We start from the raw sequence: 23,631 nt of genomic DNA, 5'->3' as shown, positions 1-23,631 counted from the left end.
TTTTTTCAATTTTCTGGGGGCCTTGGGGGCCGCGCCGCCGCCCGCGGCTGGGGACGGGCGCCGCGAGGGGCCCCAGCCGCGGGCGGCGGCAGCCAAGAAGGAAAGACCGCATTGAGGATGAGATCAAAAGTTCCGGCCGGAACCCTTGGCCGGGGACCCCTGCGGGCACGCGGCCAGGCCGGATTGCGGGCGATCCCTGCGGGCCCGCCCTGTCGCCGAGCGAGCGTATCGCGCGCCCGCCCCCCGGCCAATGAACCCGGCCTCCGCAGTGAACAGGAGAGGAGAAGTGGGTGGTCTCATATCATGGTCAGATGGATCACCAGTCTTGGTCGCTCTGGGCAGCCGAACCGCCGCCGACACCGCCTCCTAGTTGGGTAGAAACTTGGGGGCTCTATGCAGCCCTCGTGTTGGCTCTTGTCGGCATCATTTCAATCGTTATCGGGGCAATTCAGATTAGACATGGGAGCACCATGGCAACTGAAGCCAAGACCCAAACAGGGTATGCAGCGCGTCAACTTGAGCTTGCGGAACAAGCTCGTAGGGACCAGATTCAACCGTATCTATTGGCCGAGATTGACTCAAGTGTTCGAGAATCCCAGCTACTCGTGCTGCGTATTACGAATGCGGGCGCAACAGCAGCATATGACGTCAAGGCTATTGTGACCCCGTCGCTCGTCACGCATTCAGGCAAACAAATACACGATGTGCCAATATCGACACTTGCTCCACATGCGGTGTGGGAGCTACCAATTGATACTACCCACGGGTATCTCGGACGCGAGGATGGCCCGAGACAGTTCACCGTGCTCGTCGAGGGCAGAGGCATCCTCGGATCAATAGCACCTGAGCTTTACTCAATTGATCTCGACCAACTTAGACCTAAGCTTGCCCGCGATTCGGAAGCAGTTGTCATCGCGAAAGCTCTCAACAAGATTGAGGAGCACTTGGAACGGCTGGAACAAGCATCGAGCTGGTGGAGGCAGAGAAGAATCGCAGAGGATCACCGCAAGGATTGACCCGTTGGCACCTGCTGCTGTGCAGCGCGAGGTATAGCAACCGGAGCGTGCTACTTGGCCTTCGGCCGAAACGGTTGGAGTGACGCGTCATCTCTCAAGGAGACTGGCGACTTTCGTCCGCGCGGGCTGACTCGGCCGCCGTCCTGCGGGCGTCCACCCGCTCGAGGATCAAATCGGCGGCCGCCTCGACGGGCTCGTGTTCCCAGACTCGGATGACCAACCAACCGGCATCCTCGAGCTTCTGTCGAGTGTCGCTGTCGCGCCGCATATTGGTCTCTATCTTGGTGTTCCAGAACTCCGAGTTTCGCTGGGCCGGGCGATAGTGTTCGGGACAGCCGTGCCAGAAGCAACCATCGACGAACACCGCTACCTTGGCTCGAGTGAATACCAGGTCAGCGGTCCTGCGGAGATCAGTCACTGGCCGGTGGTGGATTCGGTATCGAAGGCCGCGAGCGTGTACCGCTGAGCGGAGCAGCCGTTCCGGTTTGGTGTCCTTAGACTTGTTAGCGCGCATGATGGTTCGGGTGTTCTCCGAGACCGGCGCCGGCCGTAGAACTCGGGTTGGCCGGGAGGCGTCGGATTGGCCGAGGAGTCGTCGCTCCTCGACCATTCGCCACGCGGCGACGAGGTTCTTCATACGTGTCGATTCCTCGACTTCGCCGATATACCGCTCGCGCGTATGCCTCTCCTCGAACCAGCGCAAGTAGGCGTATATACGTCTGCCAGTGGGCTGTACGCGCAGACAGACGGAGGCGGAGACCGCTCGCCCGTCGACGAGCGTCTTGACTCGCGCCGTTCGTCCACCGGCCGCGAGATCCTGCTCCCTCTGGCTGTCCGCCTTACTCTGGCCCTTCGGCGCCTTCCACGCCGATTCCGGCGGTCTGCTCTCTCGCCAACTCGCGCTCATTCGAAGGCCCCTGTCGGTAAACGCGCGTCGACGGAGCGGAGCGCGTCTCGGACCGAGTCCGCCATGACCTTGCCGAGCTTGACCGGCACCGCGTTGCCCAGCTGACGCATCTGCTCTCCCCTCGGACCGGATAGACGCCAGTCGTCCGGGAAGGTCATGACACGGGCGACCTCGCGAACCGTCATGTATCGGTACTCGCCCTCATGTTCCGGCTGCGCGTCCTCCATCACCGTCTCTCCCCCGGGCACACCATGGACACCGGCCTTTACCGTCTTCGCGGGGCGGTCCAGCAGATTAGGAGTATGTCCCTTGTAGATCCGAGCGCCAGGCCATCCCCTGTGATGAATGATCCTTTCGTGCTCGATCTTCGCTTCCAGCGGCCGCTCCGGGAACGGCAATCTCTCGAGTTCCGGCTCATCGGGATTCCCATAGAGCGCGTCTCGAAGCGTCCTCCAGGGAAGGCGCCCGTCCTCGAGAGGTAGCCTCACGCCCTCCGGCATCGGCCGCGGTTCCACACCGTGCCTCTCCCAGTAGGTCCCGACCATCTGATCACGCAGCAACGCCGCCTCGGAGTGCGTCGGGGCCGGGAACTCCCAATCTGCCAAGCCGAGGTCGGACCTGAACGCCACGACGAAGACTCTCCACCGCACCTGTGGAACACCGTAATCGGCGGCGTTCACCATCAGGTACTTCACGTCGTACCGCTCGGTCGGATCAGAGGACTTCCGAGTGGTCGACTTCTCGAGTCGCTGGGCGTGCTCGCTCCAATCCTCGCCCTCCTCGCGGTCCTCAAACGGCGCCTCCAGTTCTCGGAGGATGTAGTCGTAGTAGGGCTTGAACGACGGACGCAGCAGACCCTTCACGTTCTCGGCGATGACCGCTCTCGGCCGGGTCTCCCTGATCGTTCGGAAGAGTTCGGGCCACAGGTTCCTCGGGTCCTCGAACCCCTTGTGCGCGCCACCGAGACTCCACGGCTGACATGGAACTCCACCGGCGACCACGTCCACTGCGTCCGCGCCCGAGGACTTCCTCCAACGATCGAACTCGACCTTGTGGATATCGCCCTCGATCAGGGGCCATTTGTCCGCTCGGGTGGTCGGCGCCGCGTCTCCATCGCGATAGTCGTCCGCGCCATTCGCACGGAGGGTCTCGCACGCCCTGCGGTCGAGCTCCACGGCGAGCAGGTGGCGGAATCCGGACTCGTGCATCGCGCGCGCGAGGCCGCCCCCACCGGTGAAGAGTTCCACGCTGGTACCGACTCCAGGGTCTGGATCGGTGGCCTCATGTTCGATTAGCGCTGCGTTCGTCATGGCGAAACCCTACCGCGGTGGGGCGACATCCTGACGAGACCACGACGGGACTGCGTTCGAACAGCGAGCCCGACCCAAGTGCCCTAAGCTAGAACACGACAATCAGTCGGATAGTCCGCGACGAGAGACGGGGTTCGCGAGTGAAGGGCAAAGCGACAGGAGAGTTCAAGCTTCGGATCACGAAGGCGCTCGCCGATCAGCTCTTCGAGACTCTGGGCGAACTGGTTCCAACCGAGTTGACCGCCGATGCTCTCGCCAATCTCGTCGAGCCCCGCCCCGGTGTCTATCTCCTCTACCTCCGCGGCGATCTGGTGTACGTCGGGAAGGCCGCATCCAACCTTCGAGCTCGCCTTGGAAATCACCGTAGGAAGCTCTCAGGACGCTCCGGCATCGAGCCGCTCGACATCACGTTCAAGTGCGCCTACGTCGACGAGGATCTCGACGCGGCGGCTCCCGAAAAGCTCCTCCTGAAGAAGTATCAGACCGATGGCAAGATCCCCTGGAACAACAATGGCTTCGGCAACAAGGATCAAGGACGGGTTCGCGACCAGACAATGATCAAGGCGGGCCACTTCGACATCTTCTTCCCGATCAACCTCGACATCCAGATCGAACTCGAGAAGAACGATTGGGTACTCGGCGAACTCCTCGCCCGGATCGCCTCCGTGACTCCCTATACCTTCAGGTACGAGAAGGAGAAGGACTCCGACCTCGCGCGCGAGGTCCTCTCGAAGACCACCTTGAGCGTTGAGCCCTCGACCACCGTCCGCCGAGCGATCGAGGCGGCCCTGGCCGCGATGCCCGCGGGCTGGCAAGCCACCGTCCTCCCCAACACCCTCATCCTCTATCCCGAAAGCAAGCCCAAGATCTATAAGAGCGCTCTGGGCTGGTACCGCTCCACCGCAGCGGGGTCGGCGGAATGGACGCCGCACAGGATGCAAGTCTCGAAGCTGAAGGCGCAGGACGAGGTCGACCCTGACGAGGGCTTAACGGGTGGTCGGGGCCATCCCTGTTGCGGAGATTGACACGCAAGCAGTGGGGCTTCCCTGCTCCCGCGGGAGAAGTCGCGGGCAGGATGTCGACGACGACGACCGCGCCTCACCCAATCCAATTCGAAGCACGAAATTCTAGCACATGTCTCATGAGGATGCAAGGAATCCTTTGCGCCGGAAAAAAAGTGGGCTACCGTCGGTCCCAACTAGGTTCGCGCCGAGGTGGTGACTCGGCCGGGACCAGTGTCGTCTTGTTCATGTGGGCTCGCCAAGCCCCACACGGCTCATCATGGAGGTGCCCGTGAAGATCACGCCGTCCGCGCGGATCCTGAAGATGCTCGGAGAGATCGAGTTCGATGAATGGCAATGTATCGCGGAGCTGGTGGACAACGCCTTCGACGATTTCAGCGAGATCGTTCGCTCTGGAGTGCCGTGGGCGGGTGGCTACAAGGTCATCGTGACGCTGCCTTCGGCGAAGGGGAGGACGGAGGACGCCACCATCGTCGTATCCGACACGGGCAGCGGCATGAGCAGAGATCGTCTCGAACAGTCCGTACGCGCTGGCTGGTCGAGCAACGACCGGTTCGACAAGCTCGGACTGTTCGGCATGGGTTTCAACGTCAGCACGGCGCGACTCGGCAGGCGCACGCGAGTCTTGTCCACAAGGGCGGGCGATCCCGATTGGATCGGCGTGGACATCGACCTCGATTCGATCGGGGACGACTTCGAGGCCGAGGACATCGTCATCCCCAAGGACGACCCGAACGAGCACGGGACCAAGATCGAGATCAGCCGTCTGCATTCCGATCGGGCTCAGTGGCTGCGGCGAAACGAGTCCCATCTGCGTGAGGCACTCGGGGGCGTCTATTCCTGGATTCTCGAGGAGCGGCCCTTCGAACTGTGGATCCAGGGCAAGCGGGTCAAGCCGCGGCGTCACTGCCGGTGGGGCGACGAACGATTCGTGATGTACGGCAACGGGGCCTCCGCCGAACGGATCCCGGCGTACATCCCGATCGACGAGCCCTTCGAGCCGGCCGAGGCTTGTGGAGATTGTGGCAACTGGCAGGAACTCGGTCGCGAGCGATGCTCGCAATGCGACGGGGACAACCTGCATCTGAGGGAGCGGCGCATCTGGGGATGGCTTGGCATTCAGAGGCACCTGGACAAGCGTGAGTTCGGTGTCGACTTCATACGGAACGGCCGGAAGATCCTCCGCTGGGACAAGCGGGTCTTCGAGTGGAAGAACATGGACGCGCCCGGCGAGCCGGTCGAGATCGAGTACCCCATCGAAATGGCCCACCAGGGAGGTCGGATCATCGGGGAGATCCACCTCGATCACGTTCCCGTGACCTATCAGAAGAACGCGTTCGACTATGGCGACCGCGGATGGCGTGCCGCGATCGAGTTTCTGCGCGGCGAGGGCCCCTTGCAGCCCAAACGCGCGCAGAAGCTCGGATATTCGGAGAACTCGAGCCACCTCGGAACGCTCTACCGAGGGTTTCGACGAAACGACGCGGGGAAGCGCTACCTCGTCCCGGGCGATGGTCGGATGCCGATCCATGACCAGACTCGGCAGTGGGCACAGCTGTTCCATAGGGGAGATCTCGAGTTCCAGAACGATGGACGCTGGTGGGAGGCCGTGCTCAGCCACGAGGCCCAGAAGGAGACCGCCAAACAGGCCAAAGTCGACGCCGCCTCGCCGGTCGCGCCTAACGAGGCGGCCGTCCTCGAAGCGCTCGGCTTCGGCGGCCCTACGCCCCAACCATCTAATGAGGATCGAGAGGCCAATAGCGACACCCCCGCGGGCACCAAACCCTTGGATAGACGGCGGCAAACGGCGCAGGAACGCCTGGACGCCTACCGTGCGGACGCGGTTCGCGTCCCGGAGCTGAGCCGCGATTTCGGCCTCCCCAAAGTGGGGAACCTCGAGATCGAGACCCTCAGGCTGCGAACCATGCGGCTGCGCGACGACTTGGACCAGGAGACCCCGGTGCTGTTCTCGCAGGGAGCGGGTGGCACCGGCACGGTGTTCCTCGATCCCGCCCATGAGGCGTTCACGCTTCTCGGTACCGAGCCGGCGGACTTCGTACTCGCGGAGGTCGCCGCAGTACTAAAGGTCAAGTCGGGCACCGAACTCACACTGTCACAGATGATGGCCTCGATCCGGAGGCAGTGTCTTCCCGATACCGTGCTCCGCGTCGACATCGTGCTCTCCCAAGCTCGGGAGCTGCTCGGCGAGGTGCGCCGTTCCATGGCGGCGGCCATAGACACCGATCCCGTGAGAGCCTATGAGTTGCTCTCACCCGACGAGTTGACGTCGCTCGAGGGTGAGATGATCGCCGACGGCATGCCGGTCGGCAACACGCCGCTAGGGGAGACCAGCGAGTTCCTGCAATACGCGCCAGCGCTGTACCTCGTCCGGCTCCTGGAGACCTGGCCCGAGGCATTCATGGACGGGAAGGTCTTCTCCAGCCCGTACACGACCGTGTCTTCGGTGTCGGCGAGACGATTGAGCCTCGCGCGAGTGTCGGGATACCTCAATGACATCGCCGCCCTTGTCAGCTTCGCGAGTGACCCTGGCGCACCACAACTGCGGCGCATCCGGCTCAGCCTGCAGCTGCTCTCAGCCTCGCTGGAGACTGGCCTGTGAGCGGCGAATTCCTCTCGCGAGACGCGCTACTCGAAGCGGGTCCTCGGGGCCTGCCATTGGCACTCAAGCGGGCGCTCATGCATCTCGGCTTCGACGATGTGAGAGTCGTCGACGGCGCGGGGGACGGCGGAGCCGATGTCCTCGCAGTCAGAGACCGCGAGCAGTGGGTCTTCCAATGCAAGTGGTCGAATCGTCGGGCGATCGACAGCGAGGGCATCGACGACCTTGAGCGAGCGAGGACCCAATACCGCGCCGACAAGGCGGTGCTGGTGACGAATACGGGGCTGACGCGAGGAGCCGAACAGCGAAGACGGGCGCTCGAGTCCGTCGGAATCAAGATCTCGGTTTGGGATGGACCGACTCTGTCGGCGATCTGGGACCGGATGCCGGACATTGTCCCAGGAGACTTCAAACTCAGGGACTACCAGCGGGAGGCCGTCGACGCGATCCTAGACGATTTGCGGCGGGAAGGTCGAGCGCTGCTAATCCTGGCGACCGGACTGGGCAAGACCGTGATCGGGGCCGAGATCGTCGCAGACTACCTCCGAGAGCGTCCCGGAGCGTCGGTGCTGGTAGTTGCTCACATGAAGCCACTGGTCGAACAGCTCGAACAAGCGATCTGGAAACACCTGAGCAAACAGGTGCCGACTTGCCTAATGACCGGTGACACCAAGCCAAGCGAGCCTCGGGGTGTCGTCGTCGGCACCATCGAGACCGTGCTGGGAGTGGTGCGGACTGGCTGGCGCCCCGACCTCGTGATGGTCGATGAGACCCACCATGTCGGCGAGAACGGCAAGTTCGCCGAACTGCTCGACCTGTGCGAGAACGCCGCGCAGTTCGGCGTGACCGCCACGCCGTGGCGCGGCGACAAGTTCGACATCACCGCCCGGTTCGGGCGCGCCAGCTACACGATGAGCATCGCCGATGGCATGTCGCGAGGCTTCCTGTCGACGGTCGACTACCGCATGTTCGTGGACAACATCGACTGGGACGTAGTCAAGAAGGCCAGCGAGTTCGGATACTCCATCAAGGAGCTCAACCGCGCGCTCTTCCTACCACAACGGGACGAGGAGATCCTCGAACACTTGCGGGCCGCGTGGAGAAACGAGTCTAATCCCCGGGCGATCGTCTTCTGCCAGACGATCGACCACGCCGAACGCGTGGCGACCCTGATCAGCACCGCCGACAACGCCTGGCGCCGAGCCGCCTGCCTCCATAGCGGACTCAACCGCCAACGCAAAGAGGTTCTGCTCAACGAGTTCCGACTCGGCAGGGTCCCGATCCTCACCTGTGTCGACGTACTCAATGAGGGCGTCGACGTCCCAGATGTCAATCTGATCGCCTTCTTGCGCGTCACCCACAGCCGACGCATCTTCGTGCAACAGCTCGGTCGTGGACTTCGACTCAGCCCAGGCAAGGACCAGCTGAGGGTCCTCGACTTCGTGACGGACATCCGACGCATCGCGGCCACACTCGACCTCAAACGCGCTCTCGAAGCCGAAGAGACCGAGCAACTGCGTCTCCGGATGGGCGGCCGTTCGAGGATCGAGTTCAACGACGCGACCGCGGGAAGTCTGCTCGACCACTGGATCGAGGACGCCGCGAGTCTTGAGACCGCTGCCGACGAAGTACGCCTGCAATTTCCGCCCCTCTAGGTCTGCGACCAGAGAGGCGAAACCACGGGGGACCAGCCGAACCACACGATAGGGAGAACAAGCAACCAATGAGAATCAACCCCGACCTCCAGGCCCGCGTCGCGCGCGCCGCGTACGCCGCGGCCGAGGCATGCGACTGGGCCAGCCTGTCCGACCGCGAACGCAGCGACATGTACGCGAAGTGGCTGGAAGACCCCGAGATCGGGCTGCCCCTGCGGGAGTTCACGGAACCGGAGAAAGCGCGAGTCTGGTTGAAGGACGGCCCTATGAAGGAATACGCCCGCGCCCGGTTCGGCGTGGGCCAATGGGCGCAATATCTCCCGGATGGGGCCCGCCAGGGCGCCGACACACTCGTCCACAAGTCGCTCGGCCCAAACTGGAAAGTCGAACCGGGATCACGCCAGATCAAGCCCCTGCGAGTGAAGCTTCTCGCGGGTGACTTCGAAGAGGTGATATTCACCTGGTCCATCGCCAAAGATTTCAAGCACTTGGTATGGGCGGCGTTGAAAGCCCAGGCCACCGACGACCGACTCGACTGGATCCTGTGCGCGGTCGGAACCGAGACCGCCCCGATTCCCGATGACGAGAAGGCGTTTCATCATCGCGTCGCGGAACGCTGCGGGCTCCGCGTCGTCCACGTGGAGGTCTGAGAAGCATGGCGGCGCACGAGAGTCAGGCCGAAAGTTGGCTTATGGATGCCTGGCGCGGCCTCGACGAGCGCGAGCGGGCGGTGTTGACGCTCGTCCGGCAGGGCCGCACTTACGGCGCCATTGCCAGAATTCACGATGTGTCTCGCGCCCGCGTCGGGCAGATCGTCAAGACGGCGAGAGCGTCGCTCTTCGAGGCCGCGATGGCCGCCAAGCACCTGTGGTGGGACGGCCTCGACGAGCTGATTGCCGGGTCCGTTTCGGTCCACGACGACGATCTGGCGGATTACTTCGTCGATCCAGTGGGAACCGCGCGGTACTCCGTCCTTCTGGGTCTCAAGCTCGAACACCCGAATACCTGTGCCGGAAGGCTGGACAACTTCTGGACGCGTGAACCGGACGGCCTCGCGATGCGACTGCGTTCCCTTTCAGATCGCGGCCCCTACCGGATGGACGAGCTGGCTGGACGAGCGGCTGACATGGGCATCCCTGCGGCCGTCCCCACCGAAAGCCTTCTCACTCACGAGAACGGGCCGATGGAACGAATCGGCGAGCTTCTCGTACGCCGTCGACGTCGACAAGCCGACCTGCTCTACCTTTGGCTCGTCGAAGAGGGCCAAGCGAGGAGCGCAACCTACATCGCCGAGGAGTTCGGCCGCGAGCCACACGCGCTTGCCGAGCTCATGCGGCGCGACTCGCGATTTCGACTGCGACGCCCCGAAAGCACCTGGGAGCTAGCGGAATGGCCGGACGATGGCGCTCGTACCTATGCAGGCGCGATGGACGTGGTGCTAGAGATCGTGACCGAGCGCGGGCCAATAGCAAAACGTGAACTGGTCAGAGAGACGATGGCCAGATATCAAGTGACGTACGCACGAGTGCATCAATGCCTGATCGACTACCGAATTGGACATATCTCCGGCCAGCGAGACTTGATCGACCTTGTCAGCCGAGGGGCCGTACCAAACGAGGAAGCTGAGCCCCGGCGACCTCTAACGGCGGTAATCGACGATACGGGCACGATCCTAGGTTTTCGGCTAAGAGTTCAAAGAGAATTGCTTCGCGGCTGCAGCGTCGCGATCGACCGTTGGGTCACGTGGACGCTCGGCCTGCGTCAATCTCCCAAAACCCGATCCTTCACGTGCGGGGAACTCGGCGACCGGCCGCTGAAGTTCACTCGGAACACCAGCGTGGCACAAATGTCTACGATCAAGGACTACGCCGAGAGTCATGGAATGAAGATCGGGTGTGAGATCACTGTGCTGCTGCGTCTTCGAGAGGGAACGGCTCAACTTATGCACGCTTGTGCGACCGGCGAATGCCCGGGCCAGCGGATGTAGTTCGCTATGTTTGATCTCTTCGACAGGGAGTCGACACCGGCGTAGAGATCCCGCGGTTGTTGGAGACAGGTCGGAAGTGGAGATGGCCAGCGATCATGCCTTGTTGGGGAACCACGTCTCTGGATCACCGCGCCGCCGAATCACGCCGGGATTTCGGCCGACCCCGAACCGCATAGACTTCGAAGCACCTGCTCCCCACCTCTAGGACGGACCGTGAGCGAAGACATCTACGTATTCGAGGCGATCGACGTTGACCCGCCTGTGTCCGAGGCCGAGGTCAAGGCCCAGATCGCCGTCGGCAAGTACCAGAAGGTCACCTGGGAGGACGACGGCAGGATCGGGGACGGATACTTCGTCAAGGTCGGCGAGAGCGGCGAGATCGGGCTAGCGATGACCCCCAAGCTCGGCGAGGACGGCGTTCTCCGCCATCGGGGCATCTGTGTCCAGGGCAATCCCTTGGACGAGGCCAAGCGAGACTCGACCATCGAGGCCGAGCTTCGCGAGATCCTGGCTGACTTCGGCACCGCGCCAGACGGGACTCCCAGGAGCTTCGGCAGCGCCATCTACATCCAGAAAGACGACGTCGAGTACAAGGTCTCCGTCGAGGAGGGCCGCGTCGTCAGAGTCCGGGTTGAGCCACCGGAGGCCCGGACCGAGCAGGAGCAGCCGCTTAACCTCTCGGTGACCGAGTACGAGGCGGACCTCCTGCGCCAGATGGTCGCGCTCGACATAAACGACTGGAAGTCCGGAGACATGCCGACCGATCCGATGGACCCGGACTTCGCACGCCGACGCGCCGAGGCCAGTGAAGCCCTGCTCGCGAAGCTCAACGAGATTCTGGGATAAGGAGCGGTCCATCCTATGACCGATACTGTCCACGAGCGCATCGGAGCCTTGGCGCGCGAGTCGCTCACCACCGTCCAACCCGGCGCGGACCCCACGCTGTTCGGCGTCTGGAGGCACGGCGACGAGGTGACCATGAGCGAGCTGGGCTCGCTCACGAAACTGCTGCTGGAAGCCGAGCGCAATGGTCGCCCTGTCGGCGCCTCGCTCGAGCTCATCGGCAAGTTCGCCCGAGAGGAGTCTCTTGAGGACCTCGGGATCGAGGACCCCGACAACCTGTTCGGAATCGCTGTGCGCATCGAAACCTGGGCAGTCGACGCGAGCGGCAACGAGGTCTCGCTCGACCTGGCTAACCTGCTCACGGGCGAACGGCGCCTCAAGGAACATCCCGACGCGTTCACCGCCTTCGCCTGCTGGGTGCACTGCGTCGACAGCACCGGCCACGAGGCCGTCTGGCGAGAGAACGAACCGGCGCCTCGCTGGCGCCAGATCACGCCCGGCAATCGCCGCTGGCGCACCGACCAGATTCCGAAGGGCCTGCGGGCGGTCCTTGAGGCAGTCGTCGCACTTCGTCGGCAGCGCCCGAATAATCGCTGAGTCAGGGCGGCAGGGTGTGCCCGAGTGCTCAAGGGCCACTTGGCAAGGGCATGCGTTGAGCACAAGGGACACTCGTGGCGTGACCCAGATCACAGAAGAAGAATCTGTTGTCCCTCGTCGTCCCAGGGCATCCTGGAGCACCTGGACAAGCGAATGACAAGCGAGAATCAATAAGGGAAGCTCCCAGGCCAGGGAGCAAGTCCCTGACCTGGGAGTTCTGGTCGGGTTGACAGGATTTGAACCTGCGACCCCCTCGTCCCGAACGAGGTGCGCTACCAAGCTGCGCCACAACCCGATGTTCTGTTTTCCGCGCACGCTGGGCGTTCGCGTCGATTGGAAATGCTACCCGAGGGCGCCGCCCCCCGTTGAACGGGGTGGGGGCGCTCCGGGCCCGGTCACATTCTGGCCCGAAGCGCGCCTCAAGAGCAAGCGGTTAGAACGCCTTCGGCACGAACGTCAGGAGGCTCGCCTCCGGAGCGCACGCGAACCGCACCGGCGCGTACGGGCTCGTGCCCAGGCCCGCCGAGACGTGCAGCCAAGTGTCCTCCCACGGGTGCAGGCCCTTCACCCGCCCGCGGTCGATCCCGCAGTTGGTGACGAGCGCCCCGTACCCGGGCACGCACACCTGCCCGCCGTGGGTGTGCCCGGCGGCCACGAAGTCGTACCCGTCGCGCGCGAACTCGTCGAGCACGCGCGGCTCCGGCGAGTGCGTCAGGCCGATCGACAGGTCGGCGCTCGCCGGGACGGGCCCGGAGACGAGCTCGTAGTCGTCGAGGTCGAAGTGCGGGTCGTCGACGCCCGCGAAGTGCACGTTGAGCCCGGACACGACCTTGTCGGCGGCCGCGTTGTTCAGGTCGAGCCACCCGCCGTCGACGAGGACCTTGCGCAACTCCTCGGTCGGCAGCGGCTCGCCGTACTTGTGCTCGTGGTTCGGGTTGAAGTACTGCAACGGGTTCTTGAACACCGGCGCGTAGTAGTCGTTCGAGCCGAACACGAACGCGCCCGGCGCGCGGAACAGCGGCCGGAGCGTCTTCGTGACGAGGTCGACCGCGTCCGGGTGAGCGAGGTTGTCGCCGGTGAGCAGCACCAGGTCCGGGTCGAGCGCCGAGAGCGACGCGACCCAGTGGGCCTTGCGCACCTGACCGGGCGTCATGTGCAGGTCGGAGATGTGCAGCACCCGGATCGGCTCGGCGCCTTCGGGCAGTGCGGGCACCGCGAAGTGGCGGAGCGTGTACTGGACGCGCTCGTAGAGAGAGGCGTAGGCGAGCGCCAGCGCCCCGGCGCCGACCCCGATCCCGGCTGCTGCGGCTAGTCCACGGCTGATCTTCATACCCCAACGGTAGATTGTCGAGATATGAGTGAGCTAAAGACCCAGTTGGAAACCGATATGCGATCTGCCCTCAAGTCTCAGGACAAGGTGACGCTAGGCACCCTGCGGATGGTGCTCACGGCCATCAGGAACGAGGAGCTCGCTGGCAGGGAGCCGCGCGAACTCGACGACGCCGACGTCGTGAAAGTCCTGGTCAAGCAGGCCAAGCAGCGGCGCGAGGCGGCCGAGGGGTTCCGTGCGGGCGGGCGCGAGGAGTCGGCTGAGGCCGAGCTCGCGGAGGAGGCCGTGATCAAGCGGTACCTGCCGACCGAGCTCACTGAGGCCGAAGTCACGCAACTGGTGCGTGAGGCGATCGCCGAGGGCGGTTTCGCCGGTCCGAGGGACATGGGCAAGGTCATGAAGGCGATCGGCCCGAAGACGGCGGGCCGCGCGGACGGGAAGCTCGTGGCCTCGATCGTGAAGGCGGAGCTCGCGGGGTAGCGCAGCCGGGCCGTGTCGCTCTTCACGGCTACTCTTGAACGTCGGGCCCGCTCCATTACACCTTGAGGAATCCATGTCCAGCCACATCGCGGCCGAGGCCGCGCGCCGCCGCACCTTCGCGGTGATTTCGCACCCCGACGCCGGCAAGTCGACGATCACCGAGGCCCTCGCCCTGTACGGCCGGGCGATCGCTTCGGCCGGCGCCGTGCACGGCAAGGGCGACCGCAAGGGCGTGGTCTCCGACTGGATGTCCATGGAGCAGGACCGCGGCATCTCGATCACCTCCGCGGCCCTCCAGTTCGAGTACCGCGGCTGCGTCGTGAACCTCCTCGACACCCCGGGCCACGCCGACTTCTCCGAGGACACCTACCGCGTCCTCACCGCCGTCGACGCCGCCGTCATGCTTCTCGACGCCGCGAAGGGTCTCGAGCCGCAGACCCTCAAGCTCTTCGAGGTGTGCCGGGCCCGGCGCATCCCCGTCATCACGTTCATCAACAAGTGGGACCGCCCCGCGAAGGACGCCCTCGAGCTGATCGAGGAGATCGAGACCCGCATCGGCATCAAGCCGACGCCCGTCACGTGGCCGGTGGGCGTCGGCGGCGAGTTCCGCGGTGTCATCGAGCGCGTCGGGTTCGGCGACCAGAGCGAGCCGAACGGGCTGCACAGCGGCGCCGAAGCGAATGGGCGCCGCGCCGCGGGGCCGCAGGTCCCCGGCATGGTCCGCTACGAGCGCTCCCCCGGCGGCCAGCAGCTCGCCACCGCGGAGTTCCTCGACGAGGATGCCGCAATGGCCCAGTTCGGTGCCGATTATGAACGCGCCCAGGAGGAGTCCGAGCTGCTCTCCGAGGTCGAGGCCGATTTCGACCCGAAGACGTTCGAGTCCGGGCAGACCACGCCGACGCTGTTCGGCGCGGCCCTCGTCCACTTCGGTGTCGGCCAGCTCCTCGACCTGCTCGTCGACATCGCCCCGTCGCCGTTCTCGCGCGAGGACGCGAAGGGCCGGCCGCGCGACATCGAGGACGGCTTCTCCGGTTTCGTCTTCAAGTCGCAGGCGAACATGAACGCCTCGCACCGCGACCAGCTCGCGTTCATCCGCGTCTGCTCCGGTCGCTTCGAGCGCGGCATGCAGGTCACGCAGGCGCAGGGCAAGCGCACCATGTCCACCAAGTACGCCCAGACCCTGTTCGGCTCGGCCCGCGACACCGTGGACGAGGCCTGGCCGGGCGACATCGTGGGCCTGGTCAACGCGACGGGCCTCTCGGTGGGCGACACGATCTACACCGGCAAGGCCGTCGAGTACCCGCCGCTCCCGGCGTTCGCGCCCGAGCACTTCGGGGCGCTGCAGATGCACGACACGTCGAAGGCCAAGCGCTTCCGGCGCGGCATCGCGCAGCTCGACGCCGAGGGTGTCGTCCAGGTGCTCTACTCCGAGCGCCGCGGCGAGGCCACGCCCGTGCTGGCCGCGGTCGGCCCGCTCCAGTTCGAGGTCACGGTGGCGCGCCTCAAAGCCGAGTTCGACGTCCCCGCGACGATCGACCATCTGCCGTTCAAACTCGCCCGCCTCACCGACGCCGAAGGCGCGCAGCGCCTGCGCACCGCGCCGGGCGTCGAGATCTTCACTCGTCCGAGGGACGGCGCGCACCTGGTGGCGCTGCCGAACAAGTACCGCATCCAGACGATCGTGAACGACTACCCGGGGCTCGTCCTCGAACCGCTGCTCGCCGGGGGCCAGGGCTGATGGCGCGCCTGCTGACCTCGGGCGACATCCGGTCACTCTCGCGCGGCCTGCAGATCACGCCGACGAAGAAGTGGGGCCAGAACTTCGTCGTCGACGCGAACACGGTCCGCCGTATCGCGAACGTCGCGAAGCTCGACTCGGACGACGTCGTGATGGAGGTCGGCCCCGGACTCGGCTCGCTCACGTTGGCGCTCATCGAGATCGCCCGCCGCGTGATCGCCGTCGAGATCGACCCGAAGCTGGCCCTCGCCCTGCCCACCACTGTGGAGCACCGCGCGCCCGAGGAGCACGAGCGGCTCACCGTCGTCGAGACCGACGCCGCCCGCATCAAGCCCGAGCAGATGCCCGAACCGCCCACGGCGCTCGTGGCGAACCTGCCCTACAACGTGGCCGTGCCGGTGGTCCTGCACGCCCTGGAGACCTTCCCGAGCCTCCAGAAGGGCCTCGTGATGGTCCAGGCCGAGGTCGGCGACCGGCTCACCGCCGGGCCGGGTTCGAAGATCTACGGCGCGCCGAGCGTCAAGATGGCCTGGTACGCGAAGGCCCGTCGCGCCGGCTCGGTGTCGCCCAATGTGTTCTGGCCGGTCCCGAACGTCGCGAGCGGCCTCGTCGCGTTCGAGCGCATCGAGAGCCCGAAGGCGAACCGCGTCGAGGTCTTCGGCGCGGTGGACGCCGCGTTCGGGCAGCGCCGCAAGATGCTGCGCCAGTCGCTCAAAGCCTGGGTGGGCGCCGACGTGGACGCGGTGCTCGAACGGGCGGGGATCGAACCCACCAGGCGGGGTGAATCGTTGGACATTACGGAGTTCATCGCCCTAGCCGACGCCAAGGAGGCTCTGGGCGCGACCGCACCGTCTCAGGAGGCCTGAATGACCGGACAGACCGCGCCAGCCCAACCGGGCGCCCAGATCAGCATCGACGTGCCCGCGAAGATCAACCCGCACCTCGGCGTGGGTGATCCCCGGGCCGACGGCTACCACGCGCTGTCCACCGTGTACCAGGCGATCAGCCTGCACGACACCGTGACCGCGCAGCGGCGCAGTGAAGGCAACGGCGAACCGGGCATCGAGATCACCATCTCCGGAGAGGGCGCGGGCACGCTGCCCACCGACGAGGCCAATCTCGCCTACAAGGCCGCCAAACTCATCGCCCTGTACGCCGGGATCGAACCCGACGTCAAGCTGCACTTGAACAAGCGCATCCCCGTCGCCGGCGGCCTCGCGGGCGGCTCGGCCGACGCCGCCGGGGCACTCATCGCCTGCGCGCGCCTGTGGGAGGTCGAGATCGGCGACGCCGAACTCGAGCGCCTGGCCGCAGGCCTCGGTTCTGACGTGCCGTTCTGCCTCAAGGGCGGCACCGCGATCGGCAGCGGCCGCGGCGAGAAGCTGACCCCGGTGAACGCCAAGGGCACCTGGCACTGGGTCGTGGCCACCACGGACACCCAGATCTCGACCCCCGACTGCTACAAGGAGGTCGACCGCCTCCGAGAGGACGGCATCGGGCGCTATTCATCCGATGTGGACCCGCTAGTGCGGGCCTTCGAGTCCGGCGCGAGCGCCGACGAGCTCGCGCGCCTGCTCATCAACGACATGGAGGCCGCCGCAGTGAGCCTTCGACCGCAGCTCGCCTCGCTCATGCACGGCGGCCTTGAGGAGGGCGCGCTCGCCGCGCACGTCTCCGGCTCCGGCCCCACGGTCCTCTTTCTCGCCACCGACGTGAAGCACGCGGTCGCCCTCGCGCGGCGAATCAGAATGCGCGGCGGCGCGAAGAGCGTCCACTTGGCACATGGACCGGTGAACGGTCCGGCCGCCTGACCGGTTCGACCTTCTGAGCGGCGGTCCGGCCGTCGGGACGGACCGCCCGTGCAGTCCCCTTGCGGCTGCCCGGATTCGAGCGCCCGTGTCCCCCGCCCGCCGCGCGATACGATCACCTGGTCTCGTATTCGCATCGGCGGCAGGAGGACTGATGACCGGAGAAGGCGGCTTCGCGCAAGAGTTGGCCGACGCGCGCGCGGCTCTAGCGAAGGCCACCACCTCGCCCGAAGGCGACCAGGCGGTGCCGGTGACGGCCGATGCCGCGAAGGGGCGCATCAAGGTGACGCTCGGCGTCGACGGCCGCGTCTCGGACATCAATGTGGACCCCAAGGCGGTGAAGGAAGGCACGGACTACATCGCCGAGCATGTCCTGGCGGCACTCAACGACGCCCTCGACCTGCGCGCGGCGATGGTGACCGCCGAAGAGCGCGTCCCCGACCTGGGGGCCATCGGCGAATCACTGTCCGCGGTCCAGGACGCCGGGGTCCGGCAGCTCCAGGCCATGAGCGAGTCGATCACTCAGGTCATGGCAAAGCTCAACGGCGGCAAGTGATCCCGGCACCAATGCGCGAAACCTTCTGTTAGCTTTCTTCAGGTATACTGCGGCGCGGGAGGTCTGAATGTTCGGAGAAGACCAGATCGCGCAGCAGCTCTCGAACGCCCGTGAAACCGTAGCGCAGGGTCCCACTCTGCCTGGAGGGCAAGCGGAGCCGATCATGACCGAGGCGGCCGAGGGGCGCATCAAGGTGACCCTCGGGGCCGACGGCCGGTTCGAGCGGATCAGGATGACACTCAGCGCCCTCCGGGACGGCCCGGAAGCCCTTGTCGAGCAGCTCAAACTGGCGGTGAACGACGCGCTCGACCAGCGGACGGCGATGTCCGCCCTCGCCGGGCCCGTCCCGGACCAGGCGGCGATGAACGAGCAGGTGGCCCGGATGCAGGACGCCTCCTTGCAGCAGTTCAAGGACATGGACGCCGCGATCGGCGACCTCATGGCCAGAGTCCACGGAGGCCGATGACCATGGCGGGCTTCGATGTCGACCCGGCGACGATCCGCCAGTCCGCGGGCGAGCTCGACGCGGCGAAGGACGACGTGCAGTCGCTACTCGACGAGTTCACCGCGGCGGTCGGGCAGTACGCGGACGCCTTCGGCGGCGACATCATCGGCACTGCGGGCGGCATCGCGCACGACGCGTGCATGGGAGCGGTCACCGACTGCTTCACCGGCATCGTCGAAGACCTCACCGGCCTCTCCGAGGCATTGCGCGGCATGGCGGACGACCACCAGGCGGCCGAGGACGAGATCGTCCAGTCCTTCACCAGGCTCCAAGGCGACCTCGAGTCGAAGCCGGCCACCGGCTGACGGCCGCATCAGCGGCCCGGCCGCGCCCGTCCCTTCCCTCTGAAGCCCCGCAACCGCTTCCCCTGCAAGGAGAACGCACCCCATGGGTATGCAACTGCCCGGAGAGCTCATCGGCCTACTGGGCGTGCTCGGCTACGAGTGGCCCGAGTCCGATGAGGAGTCGATGTTCAACCTCGCCGGAGAGTGGACCGGCATGGCCGACAAGGTCGCTGAGAGGGTCGAGGGGCTCCAGTCCGCGGCGCGCACGCTCCTGGAAGGCAACACCGGAGCCCACATCGACGCCTTCCAGAAAGAGTGGGAGGCCGACGAGTCCTCCCCCGCCGCCCTGGCGAAAGCCGCCGACCCGGCCAACCAGCTCAACATCGGCCTGACGGTCATGGCCGGGATCATCACGGCCCTCAAGATCCAGGTCATCGTGCAATTGGCGATCCTGGCGGTACAGATCGCGTGGGCGCTGGCGACCGCGCCCCTCACGTTCGGCGCCTCACTGGCGCAGATTCCGATCTTCAAGCAGATCACCGGACTCATCATCGACCAGCTGATGGGCATGGCCACCAACAGGATCATGAATGGCTAGGAGCAAGGGCGGAGACAGCAGCGACGGCGAGGGCTCCAGCACCGGAGCAAGGATCCTCACCAGGGCCCTCGACGACGGCGGGTTCTCGCCGCCGACGCCCAAGACCCGCGAGCGGGGCGCCGACAACGGCAGTCGAGACGACCAGAGCGGCGCCACCGACGACCCGGTCCGCCGCTACACGGACAACAGCGACGAGCTGAACCGGTACCTGCGGACGACGGACAAGTCGAGCTACAGCCCGGAGGACAGGGCCCGACTCGACAAGCAGGCGGACGAGATCTCGGAGGCGCTGAAGAAGCGTCCTGTCCCCGATGAGCGGATAACCTGGCGCGGACTGCCCGGAGGCGAATGGCTCGACAAGTACAAGAAGGGCGGCCTGTACTCCGACCCCGCGTTCATGAGCACGTCCACGAGCGAAGCGGTCGCGAACCGGTTCAAGACGATCGCCACCGGGGGCTTCTCCGGCGATCAACGCCCCGGCGCCATCTTCAAGGTCGACGGGATAACCGGACGCGACGTCGGCCGCGATTCGAGCTTCACGCATCAGAAGGAAGTGCTCTTCGACCGCGGCGCGCTCTTCAAGATCACGGACAAGCGCCAGGACGGCGACACGACCTATATCGATATGACGCAGCTGGGTTGAGGCCGGCCGCTCTCAATCGAGCAACTCCGATCCAAGCGCGTAGTGGTTCGGCAGGGTCCTCCACGTATCGCGGTCGTCATCGGCGCCCGCCATGGACTCCCGCAGGCCCCGGGCGGCTTCCTCGCGCCCCTTGTCGAGACCGTCTGAAAGGGATGTGATCGCGGCACGCACCGTGTTCACAAACCCCTCCTCGCAGACGCCGAGAACCTTGCCGCTCAGAGGATCGCAGAAGGCGAGCTCGCGAGTCGGATGTGACCATGGGTGCAAAGCCAGTGGCCTTGCGCCCCAAGTGTTTTCGAAATTCTTCTAGACACTTTTGTCACGTAAGTTGACACGTAAGTTTTTGGTGCGTCATCATCGAGAGATCGGCATCTGCAATCCCAAGCAGGCCAATTCCTTACGTCTCGAACGGAGCTTGTTACGAAGCATCCAGATCGCATCAGCATTTATCGATAGGCCAGAATATAAACGCCGCCCGGTGGTCCCTGACTACCAATCCGATTCCACCGGGCGGCCAACAACAGAAAGCGAGCCTTCTGTGTCGTCTACGACGATACGCTATTCCGGCGTACCTGAAAACAGCCATTCCCGGCGGTTCGAGCCCGAACACAGCGTTGAACCCACCTCCGGCATCACCGCCGACGCGTCCACCTATTCCCGTCCAGCTCCGTCCACCGGGATCGACCGTGGCGCGGCGTCGGACCTCACCCTCAAGTGGCGCAAACGCCTCCGCGCCCTCGCCGACGAGGACCCGGCACCCGACCAAAACCTCACACGACAGGACCCCACCGGAGACCACACCGCCAATCCGTATGGCCCCTCAAGAGACCTTCTCCCCAACGGGTACAACGTCACCGGGAACCGCACCGCCAGCGATCACGATCCCTCTTCAGACCAAACCACCGGCCGGTTCAATCCCGGAGGCGACCCCTCCCCCGCGTCGGCCCACACAGGGGAGTCCGCCTCCAGCGCGTTCGTTCCCGGTTTCACACCAGGTAAACCCGGCCCGCTCTCATCCGACCCGCGCCACAACCGCGCGTTCCCGCACCCGGAGAACCCGGGTCTGTTCGCCGAGGCAGACGGCTTCTACGACTGGGCGAACCGTCGCCTCTACCTGTCCGACGGCTCCCCCGACCCGCTGACCCCGGGCGCCTACCGGTACCAAACCCGTCCCGACCTCTGCGACCTGGACGCACCCGACTCCGATCCATCGTGTCCCCGCTACGAGCCGATGCACTTGCGCCACAAGCCAGGCGACACCTACCTGATCGACCGGGCCCGTCCCTACGACGTGCTCGACCCGGGCCCGTTCGGCTCCCCCGGGTGGTTCCCCGACCGCCGCACCGGCCGTCACCGCCGAGACGAACTCCCCGACCCGATCCCCTGGTGGGAGATCGAGGAAGAACCCGAGAAGGCCGAGTGGGCCGAGCAGGCCGAAGCGCTCTGGGAACGTCGCACCCGCATCACCCGCGAACGTGAGGCCCGGGAACGCACGGCACCCGAGCCAGCCGACCACTTCGACCACGACGGCCTCAAAGGCGACGCCAGTCGCGATGGCCGCGACAGCACCCCCGAGGCGGTCCGAGACGACGACATTCCTCCCGGACCGCCGTCTCGGCAGTCGACGGGTCCGGAAGAGCGTCCGCGTCCGCAATCGGATCCACGGCCTCGGCCTTGGTCCCGATCCGCACCCGAACCTGAAGCGCGCGAACCGCTTCGCGAACCGGAGCCATCGCAACGCCCGCAGCACCACCCGTACCCGCAACTGCCACGCCAGGCCGATCGCCGCACCGCCAGCGTCCCCGAGGAGCCTCCGCACCGCTTCAACAAACTCCGCGAAGACGCCTGGGACCGGTTCATCGAGAAGTCCGCCGGCCTCGCCGCCGCGCACCGCCCGCCGACCGCGATCGAACGGGAAGGCGGTCCGGCCATCGGCCGGATCGCGCGCGGCATCCGCCTCATCGCCGGACTCCTGCGCCACCGTCCCCGACCACGCGAGGCGGGGCCGGTGCCGCCCGACCGGCATATCGCGCTCGCGGACCGGACCGCCCGGTTCGCCCAGGCCATGCGCGGCGCGCAGCGCGCCCGCGCCGCGATGCCCGCCACCGCGACACGCACACCCGAGACGTTCGGGCCCAAGGCGTTCGGGCCCGAGGCGGCCCACCGAACGGCCGCGCCGGAGGCGACCCGCCGGACACCTTCGCCCTCCAGACCCAGTCCGTTCATCGCCGAATGGGAACGCCGCTTCGAGGCCCGTCACCACCTTCCCGGAGGTGCGGCATGGGCGTAGGCCGCCGCGCGCCGCAGCGCATCCGCGCCCGGTATGCGAGGGCGCTCAGGGAGATCCCGCTGCCGGTCAAGTCGTTCGGCCGGGTCGACCCGGCCGGGCTCACGGCCGTCGCCGAAGTCGAGATCGCCGGTCGGCGAGTGCAATTCGGGGTGCTGTACGCGATCCCGAGGCTGTGGATCACCTTCCCCGAACACCTGCCGCCGATGCTCGGCTTCATCACCGGCTTCGACTGCACCGCAGCCGATTCCGCGACGGCGGAACTCCACGTCACCGAACCCGACCACCTCGACTGGGCTCGTCGGCCCGGCCACGCCGCAGCACTCAAGCGCGAAGCGTCCGCCACTTGGTTAGCGGCCCAACGCGAATGCGAAGGATGACCATGGACCTCATCGAAACCACGGCGCTGTTCCGCGCCCACGCGACCGCCCGCATCACCGGCGACACCGCAGAAGCCCGACGCCTCGCGGCCTCGATCGGCGACGAGCAGCGCATGAGCCACCTGCTGTTCATCCTGACCCTGTTCAACCAGTTCGTGCTCGAAGAGCTCGGCTACGAACCCGACCCGGCCGACCTCGCCACGTTCACGAAACGGCTGCACGACAAGCACTACCGCCCTGGCGGGTCGTTCGAGGCGCTGCGCGCCGAAGCGATGATCCGGGCGGTGACCGTCGAATCGATCCTGCTCACCGAGATCCCGCACACCGAGCAGGCCGCCTATATGTGGGCGGTCATCGACGAACTCGCCGACAAGACGATGACCGAGGCCGAACTGGCCGAACGCTTCGAGCTCGCCGAGGGGACACGCGCCGAAATGCTCAGCGAGGCATTCGAATCCACGCCACTCGCACCAAGGCGACCCAAAGCAGCCCAGCCGAATGCGACCGCCGAGGGCAGCGGCGTCGGCGAAGTCGACACGGCCGCGAAACTCCGCCAGCAGTTCACGGCGAGGGACCACGGCATCGCCGCCGAACACCTGCGCGCCGCCGTCGCCGTCGTCCTCGAATACCGGTTCGGACCCGGTGCCGGGCTCGGAGCGGGCCCGATCGACTACGGTCGTCTCGGCGATTTCATGTCCGAACTGCGCCAGGCGGGACGCGGGGCCGTGCCGCCGCCCGACCACCTCGGCGTCGAAGCCGTCGCTCGGTCGCTCTACGGCGAACCGCACCTCTCCGAGCCGCTGTCGGAGCAGCGGTGCAACCAGGCGCACTACACGGCGCTCGCCCACGAGCTGCGCCACCACGGCTGGCTCAGGGCCAACCCGGAACACCTGGTCCACTACGCGAGGAAACGCATGACCACCTGGATCCTGGGCAGCCCCGAGGATTGAGCGGGTGCCGGGCGCGCGACCCGCGCATCGGGTTGTGCGCCCGGCAGATGGGCGGTATCGGACCCTCCGTCAATCGAGCGCGACTGCGCGGCCCAGCGGCTTGACTCTGAACCGT

At 65.9% G+C, this 23,631-nt stretch carries 24 protein-coding genes and 1 tRNA gene; 20 read left to right on the top strand and 5 right to left on the bottom strand.

Going from position 1 to position 23,631, the window contains the following annotated elements; translation table 11 throughout:
• Window positions 1-311: 311 nt before the first annotated feature.
• Window positions 312-1,016 carry a hypothetical protein gene (locus tag JHY01_RS16410; protein WP_205326736.1) on the top strand — a complete coding sequence of 235 codons (705 nt, stop codon included), beginning with the start codon at window positions 312-314 and terminating at the stop codon, window positions 1,014-1,016.
• A gap of 94 nt (window positions 1,017-1,110) precedes the next feature.
• Here the strand turns inward: JHY01_RS16410 and JHY01_RS16405 are convergent, their stop codons facing one another.
• Both JHY01_RS16405 and JHY01_RS16400 read right to left on the bottom strand, forming a co-directional pair.
• Window positions 1,111-1,653 carry a very short patch repair endonuclease gene (locus tag JHY01_RS16405; protein WP_240192867.1) on the bottom strand — a complete coding sequence of 181 codons (543 nt, stop codon included), beginning with the start codon at window positions 1,651-1,653 and terminating at the stop codon, window positions 1,111-1,113.
• Between the two features lie 266 nt (window positions 1,654-1,919).
• A complete protein-coding gene (locus tag JHY01_RS16400; protein ID WP_205326735.1) occupies window positions 1,920-3,233 on the bottom strand; it encodes a DNA cytosine methyltransferase in 1,314 nt (437 codons plus the stop codon).
• Window positions 3,234-3,373: 140 nt separating this feature from the next.
• On the opposite strand from JHY01_RS16400, the gene JHY01_RS16395 reads away from it, so the two are divergent.
• The 7 genes from JHY01_RS16395 (at window position 3,374) to JHY01_RS16365 (ending at window position 11,957) form a co-directional block, all read left to right on the top strand.
• Window positions 3,374-4,258, top strand: coding sequence for a GIY-YIG nuclease family protein (locus tag JHY01_RS16395; RefSeq protein WP_205326734.1), 885 nt, complete (start codon window positions 3,374-3,376; stop codon window positions 4,256-4,258).
• A 268-nt stretch (window positions 4,259-4,526) separates the two neighbouring features.
• Window positions 4,527-6,875 carry an ATP-binding protein gene (locus JHY01_RS16390; RefSeq protein ID WP_205326733.1) on the top strand — a complete coding sequence of 783 codons (2,349 nt, stop codon included), beginning with the start codon at window positions 4,527-4,529 and terminating at the stop codon, window positions 6,873-6,875.
• Window positions 6,872-8,530 carry a DEAD/DEAH box helicase family protein gene (locus JHY01_RS16385; protein WP_307814471.1) on the top strand — a complete coding sequence of 553 codons (1,659 nt, stop codon included), beginning with the start codon at window positions 6,872-6,874 and terminating at the stop codon, window positions 8,528-8,530. Before JHY01_RS16390 ends, JHY01_RS16385 begins: the two co-directional genes overlap by 4 nt.
• Before the next feature lie 68 nt (window positions 8,531-8,598).
• The gene (locus tag JHY01_RS16380; protein WP_205326731.1) at window positions 8,599-9,180 is read left to right on the top strand and encodes a hypothetical protein; all 582 of its coding nucleotides are present in this window, start codon (window positions 8,599-8,601) and stop codon (window positions 9,178-9,180) included.
• Window positions 9,181-9,185: 5 nt separating this feature from the next.
• A complete protein-coding gene (locus JHY01_RS16375) occupies window positions 9,186-10,517 on the top strand; it encodes a sigma factor-like helix-turn-helix DNA-binding protein (protein ID WP_205326730.1) in 1,332 nt (443 codons plus the stop codon).
• 213 nt (window positions 10,518-10,730) lie between these two features.
• The gene (locus JHY01_RS16370; protein WP_205326729.1) at window positions 10,731-11,363 is read left to right on the top strand and encodes a hypothetical protein; all 633 of its coding nucleotides are present in this window, start codon (window positions 10,731-10,733) and stop codon (window positions 11,361-11,363) included.
• 48 nt (window positions 11,364-11,411) lie between these two features.
• A complete protein-coding gene (locus JHY01_RS16365; protein ID WP_205326728.1) occupies window positions 11,412-11,957 on the top strand; it encodes a hypothetical protein in 546 nt (181 codons plus the stop codon).
• 218 nt (window positions 11,958-12,175) lie between these two features.
• Here the strand turns inward: JHY01_RS16365 and JHY01_RS16360 are convergent.
• Window positions 12,176-12,252: transfer RNA gene (locus JHY01_RS16360), tRNA-Pro, on the bottom strand.
• 138 nt (window positions 12,253-12,390) lie between these two features.
• The gene (locus JHY01_RS16355; protein ID WP_205326727.1) at window positions 12,391-13,287 is read right to left on the bottom strand and encodes a metallophosphoesterase; all 897 of its coding nucleotides are present in this window, start codon (window positions 13,285-13,287) and stop codon (window positions 12,391-12,393) included.
• Window positions 13,288-13,311: 24 nt separating this feature from the next.
• Here JHY01_RS16355 and JHY01_RS16350 point away from each other — a divergent pair, with 24 nt between their 5' ends.
• The 9 genes from JHY01_RS16350 (at window position 13,312) to JHY01_RS16310 (ending at window position 19,899) form a co-directional block, all read left to right on the top strand.
• Window positions 13,312-13,767, top strand: coding sequence for a GatB/YqeY domain-containing protein (locus JHY01_RS16350; protein WP_205326726.1), 456 nt, complete (start codon window positions 13,312-13,314; stop codon window positions 13,765-13,767).
• 73 nt (window positions 13,768-13,840) lie between these two features.
• Window positions 13,841-15,505, top strand: a complete 1,665-nt coding sequence (locus tag JHY01_RS16345; protein WP_205326725.1) for a peptide chain release factor 3 — start codon at window positions 13,841-13,843, stop codon at window positions 15,503-15,505.
• Entirely contained in the window at window positions 15,505-16,371 is an 867-nt protein-coding gene (gene rsmA, locus JHY01_RS16340) for a 16S rRNA (adenine(1518)-N(6)/adenine(1519)-N(6))-dimethyltransferase RsmA (RefSeq protein ID WP_205326724.1), read from the top strand. The genes JHY01_RS16345 and rsmA overlap by 1 nt, the downstream gene beginning before the upstream one ends.
• Window positions 16,372-17,316 (top strand): 4-(cytidine 5'-diphospho)-2-C-methyl-D-erythritol kinase, encoded by a 945-nt coding sequence (locus JHY01_RS16335; RefSeq protein ID WP_205326723.1) that lies wholly within the window; start codon window positions 16,372-16,374, stop codon window positions 17,314-17,316.
• 151 nt (window positions 17,317-17,467) lie between these two features.
• On the top strand, window positions 17,468-17,869 hold the full coding sequence (locus JHY01_RS16330; RefSeq protein ID WP_205326722.1) for a YbaB/EbfC family nucleoid-associated protein: 402 nt from the start codon (window positions 17,468-17,470) through the stop codon (window positions 17,867-17,869).
• A gap of 163 nt (window positions 17,870-18,032) precedes the next feature.
• On the top strand, window positions 18,033-18,335 hold the full coding sequence (locus JHY01_RS16325) for a hypothetical protein (RefSeq protein ID WP_205326721.1): 303 nt from the start codon (window positions 18,033-18,035) through the stop codon (window positions 18,333-18,335).
• A gap of 2 nt (window positions 18,336-18,337) precedes the next feature.
• A complete protein-coding gene (locus tag JHY01_RS16320) occupies window positions 18,338-18,679 on the top strand; it encodes a WXG100 family type VII secretion target (RefSeq protein WP_205326720.1) in 342 nt (113 codons plus the stop codon).
• A gap of 82 nt (window positions 18,680-18,761) precedes the next feature.
• Window positions 18,762-19,256: a hypothetical protein gene (locus JHY01_RS16315; protein ID WP_205326719.1), complete on the top strand. Its 495-nt coding sequence runs from the start codon at window positions 18,762-18,764 to the stop codon at window positions 19,254-19,256.
• Window positions 19,249-19,899: an ADP-ribosyltransferase gene (locus tag JHY01_RS16310; RefSeq protein ID WP_205326718.1), complete on the top strand. Its 651-nt coding sequence runs from the start codon at window positions 19,249-19,251 to the stop codon at window positions 19,897-19,899. Before JHY01_RS16315 ends, JHY01_RS16310 begins: the two co-directional genes overlap by 8 nt.
• A 12-nt stretch (window positions 19,900-19,911) precedes the next feature.
• Here JHY01_RS16310 and JHY01_RS16305 read toward each other — a convergent pair whose 3' ends face one another.
• Window positions 19,912-20,079 (bottom strand): hypothetical protein, encoded by a 168-nt coding sequence (locus tag JHY01_RS16305; RefSeq protein WP_205326717.1) that lies wholly within the window; start codon window positions 20,077-20,079, stop codon window positions 19,912-19,914.
• A gap of 358 nt (window positions 20,080-20,437) precedes the next feature.
• Here JHY01_RS16305 and JHY01_RS16300 point away from each other — a divergent pair, with 358 nt between their 5' ends.
• Genes JHY01_RS16300 through JHY01_RS16290 form a run of 3 tightly spaced genes read left to right on the top strand, consistent with a single transcriptional unit; the run spans window position 20,438 to window position 23,516 of the window.
• Window positions 20,438-22,189 carry a hypothetical protein gene (locus tag JHY01_RS16300; protein WP_205326716.1) on the top strand — a complete coding sequence of 584 codons (1,752 nt, stop codon included), beginning with the start codon at window positions 20,438-20,440 and terminating at the stop codon, window positions 22,187-22,189.
• Window positions 22,180-22,566 carry a hypothetical protein gene (locus JHY01_RS16295; protein ID WP_205326715.1) on the top strand — a complete coding sequence of 129 codons (387 nt, stop codon included), beginning with the start codon at window positions 22,180-22,182 and terminating at the stop codon, window positions 22,564-22,566. The genes JHY01_RS16300 and JHY01_RS16295 overlap by 10 nt, the downstream gene beginning before the upstream one ends.
• 2 nt (window positions 22,567-22,568) lie before the next feature.
• Window positions 22,569-23,516: a hypothetical protein gene (locus JHY01_RS16290; protein ID WP_205326714.1), complete on the top strand. Its 948-nt coding sequence runs from the start codon at window positions 22,569-22,571 to the stop codon at window positions 23,514-23,516.
• Window positions 23,517-23,631: the final 115 nt, after the last annotated feature.

Source organism: Glycomyces sp. YM15, from assembly GCF_016918015.1.
In the GTDB taxonomy this organism is placed as follows: domain Bacteria; phylum Actinomycetota; class Actinomycetes; order Mycobacteriales; family Micromonosporaceae; genus Glycomyces.
This window is presented reverse-complemented; position numbering and strand designations above follow the sequence as displayed.

Coding starts and splice junctions, on each gene's coding strand:
- JHY01_RS16410 (WP_205326736.1), top strand. CDS start 312: ATGGATCACCAGTCTTGGTCGCTCTGGGCAGCCGAACCGCCGCCGACA.
- JHY01_RS16405 (WP_240192867.1), bottom strand. CDS start 1,653: ATGAAGAACCTCGTCGCCGCGTGGCGAATGGTCGAGGAGCGACGACTC.
- JHY01_RS16400 (WP_205326735.1), bottom strand. CDS start 3,233: ATGACGAACGCAGCGCTAATCGAACATGAGGCCACCGATCCAGACCCT.
- JHY01_RS16380 (WP_205326731.1), top strand. CDS start 8,599: ATGAGAATCAACCCCGACCTCCAGGCCCGCGTCGCGCGCGCCGCGTAC.
- JHY01_RS16375 (WP_205326730.1), top strand. CDS start 9,186: ATGGCGGCGCACGAGAGTCAGGCCGAAAGTTGGCTTATGGATGCCTGG.
- JHY01_RS16355 (WP_205326727.1), bottom strand. CDS start 13,287: ATGAAGATCAGCCGTGGACTAGCCGCAGCAGCCGGGATCGGGGTCGGC.
- JHY01_RS16350 (WP_205326726.1), top strand. CDS start 13,312: ATGAGTGAGCTAAAGACCCAGTTGGAAACCGATATGCGATCTGCCCTC.
- JHY01_RS16345 (WP_205326725.1), top strand. CDS start 13,841: ATGTCCAGCCACATCGCGGCCGAGGCCGCGCGCCGCCGCACCTTCGCG.
- rsmA (WP_205326724.1), top strand. CDS start 15,505: ATGGCGCGCCTGCTGACCTCGGGCGACATCCGGTCACTCTCGCGCGGC.
- JHY01_RS16335 (WP_205326723.1), top strand. CDS start 16,372: ATGACCGGACAGACCGCGCCAGCCCAACCGGGCGCCCAGATCAGCATC.
- JHY01_RS16330 (WP_205326722.1), top strand. CDS start 17,468: ATGACCGGAGAAGGCGGCTTCGCGCAAGAGTTGGCCGACGCGCGCGCG.
- JHY01_RS16325 (WP_205326721.1), top strand. CDS start 18,033: ATGACCGAGGCGGCCGAGGGGCGCATCAAGGTGACCCTCGGGGCCGAC.
- JHY01_RS16320 (WP_205326720.1), top strand. CDS start 18,338: ATGGCGGGCTTCGATGTCGACCCGGCGACGATCCGCCAGTCCGCGGGC.
- JHY01_RS16315 (WP_205326719.1), top strand. CDS start 18,762: ATGGGTATGCAACTGCCCGGAGAGCTCATCGGCCTACTGGGCGTGCTC.
- JHY01_RS16310 (WP_205326718.1), top strand. CDS start 19,249: ATGGCTAGGAGCAAGGGCGGAGACAGCAGCGACGGCGAGGGCTCCAGC.
- JHY01_RS16295 (WP_205326715.1), top strand. CDS start 22,180: ATGGGCGTAGGCCGCCGCGCGCCGCAGCGCATCCGCGCCCGGTATGCG.
- JHY01_RS16290 (WP_205326714.1), top strand. CDS start 22,569: ATGGACCTCATCGAAACCACGGCGCTGTTCCGCGCCCACGCGACCGCC.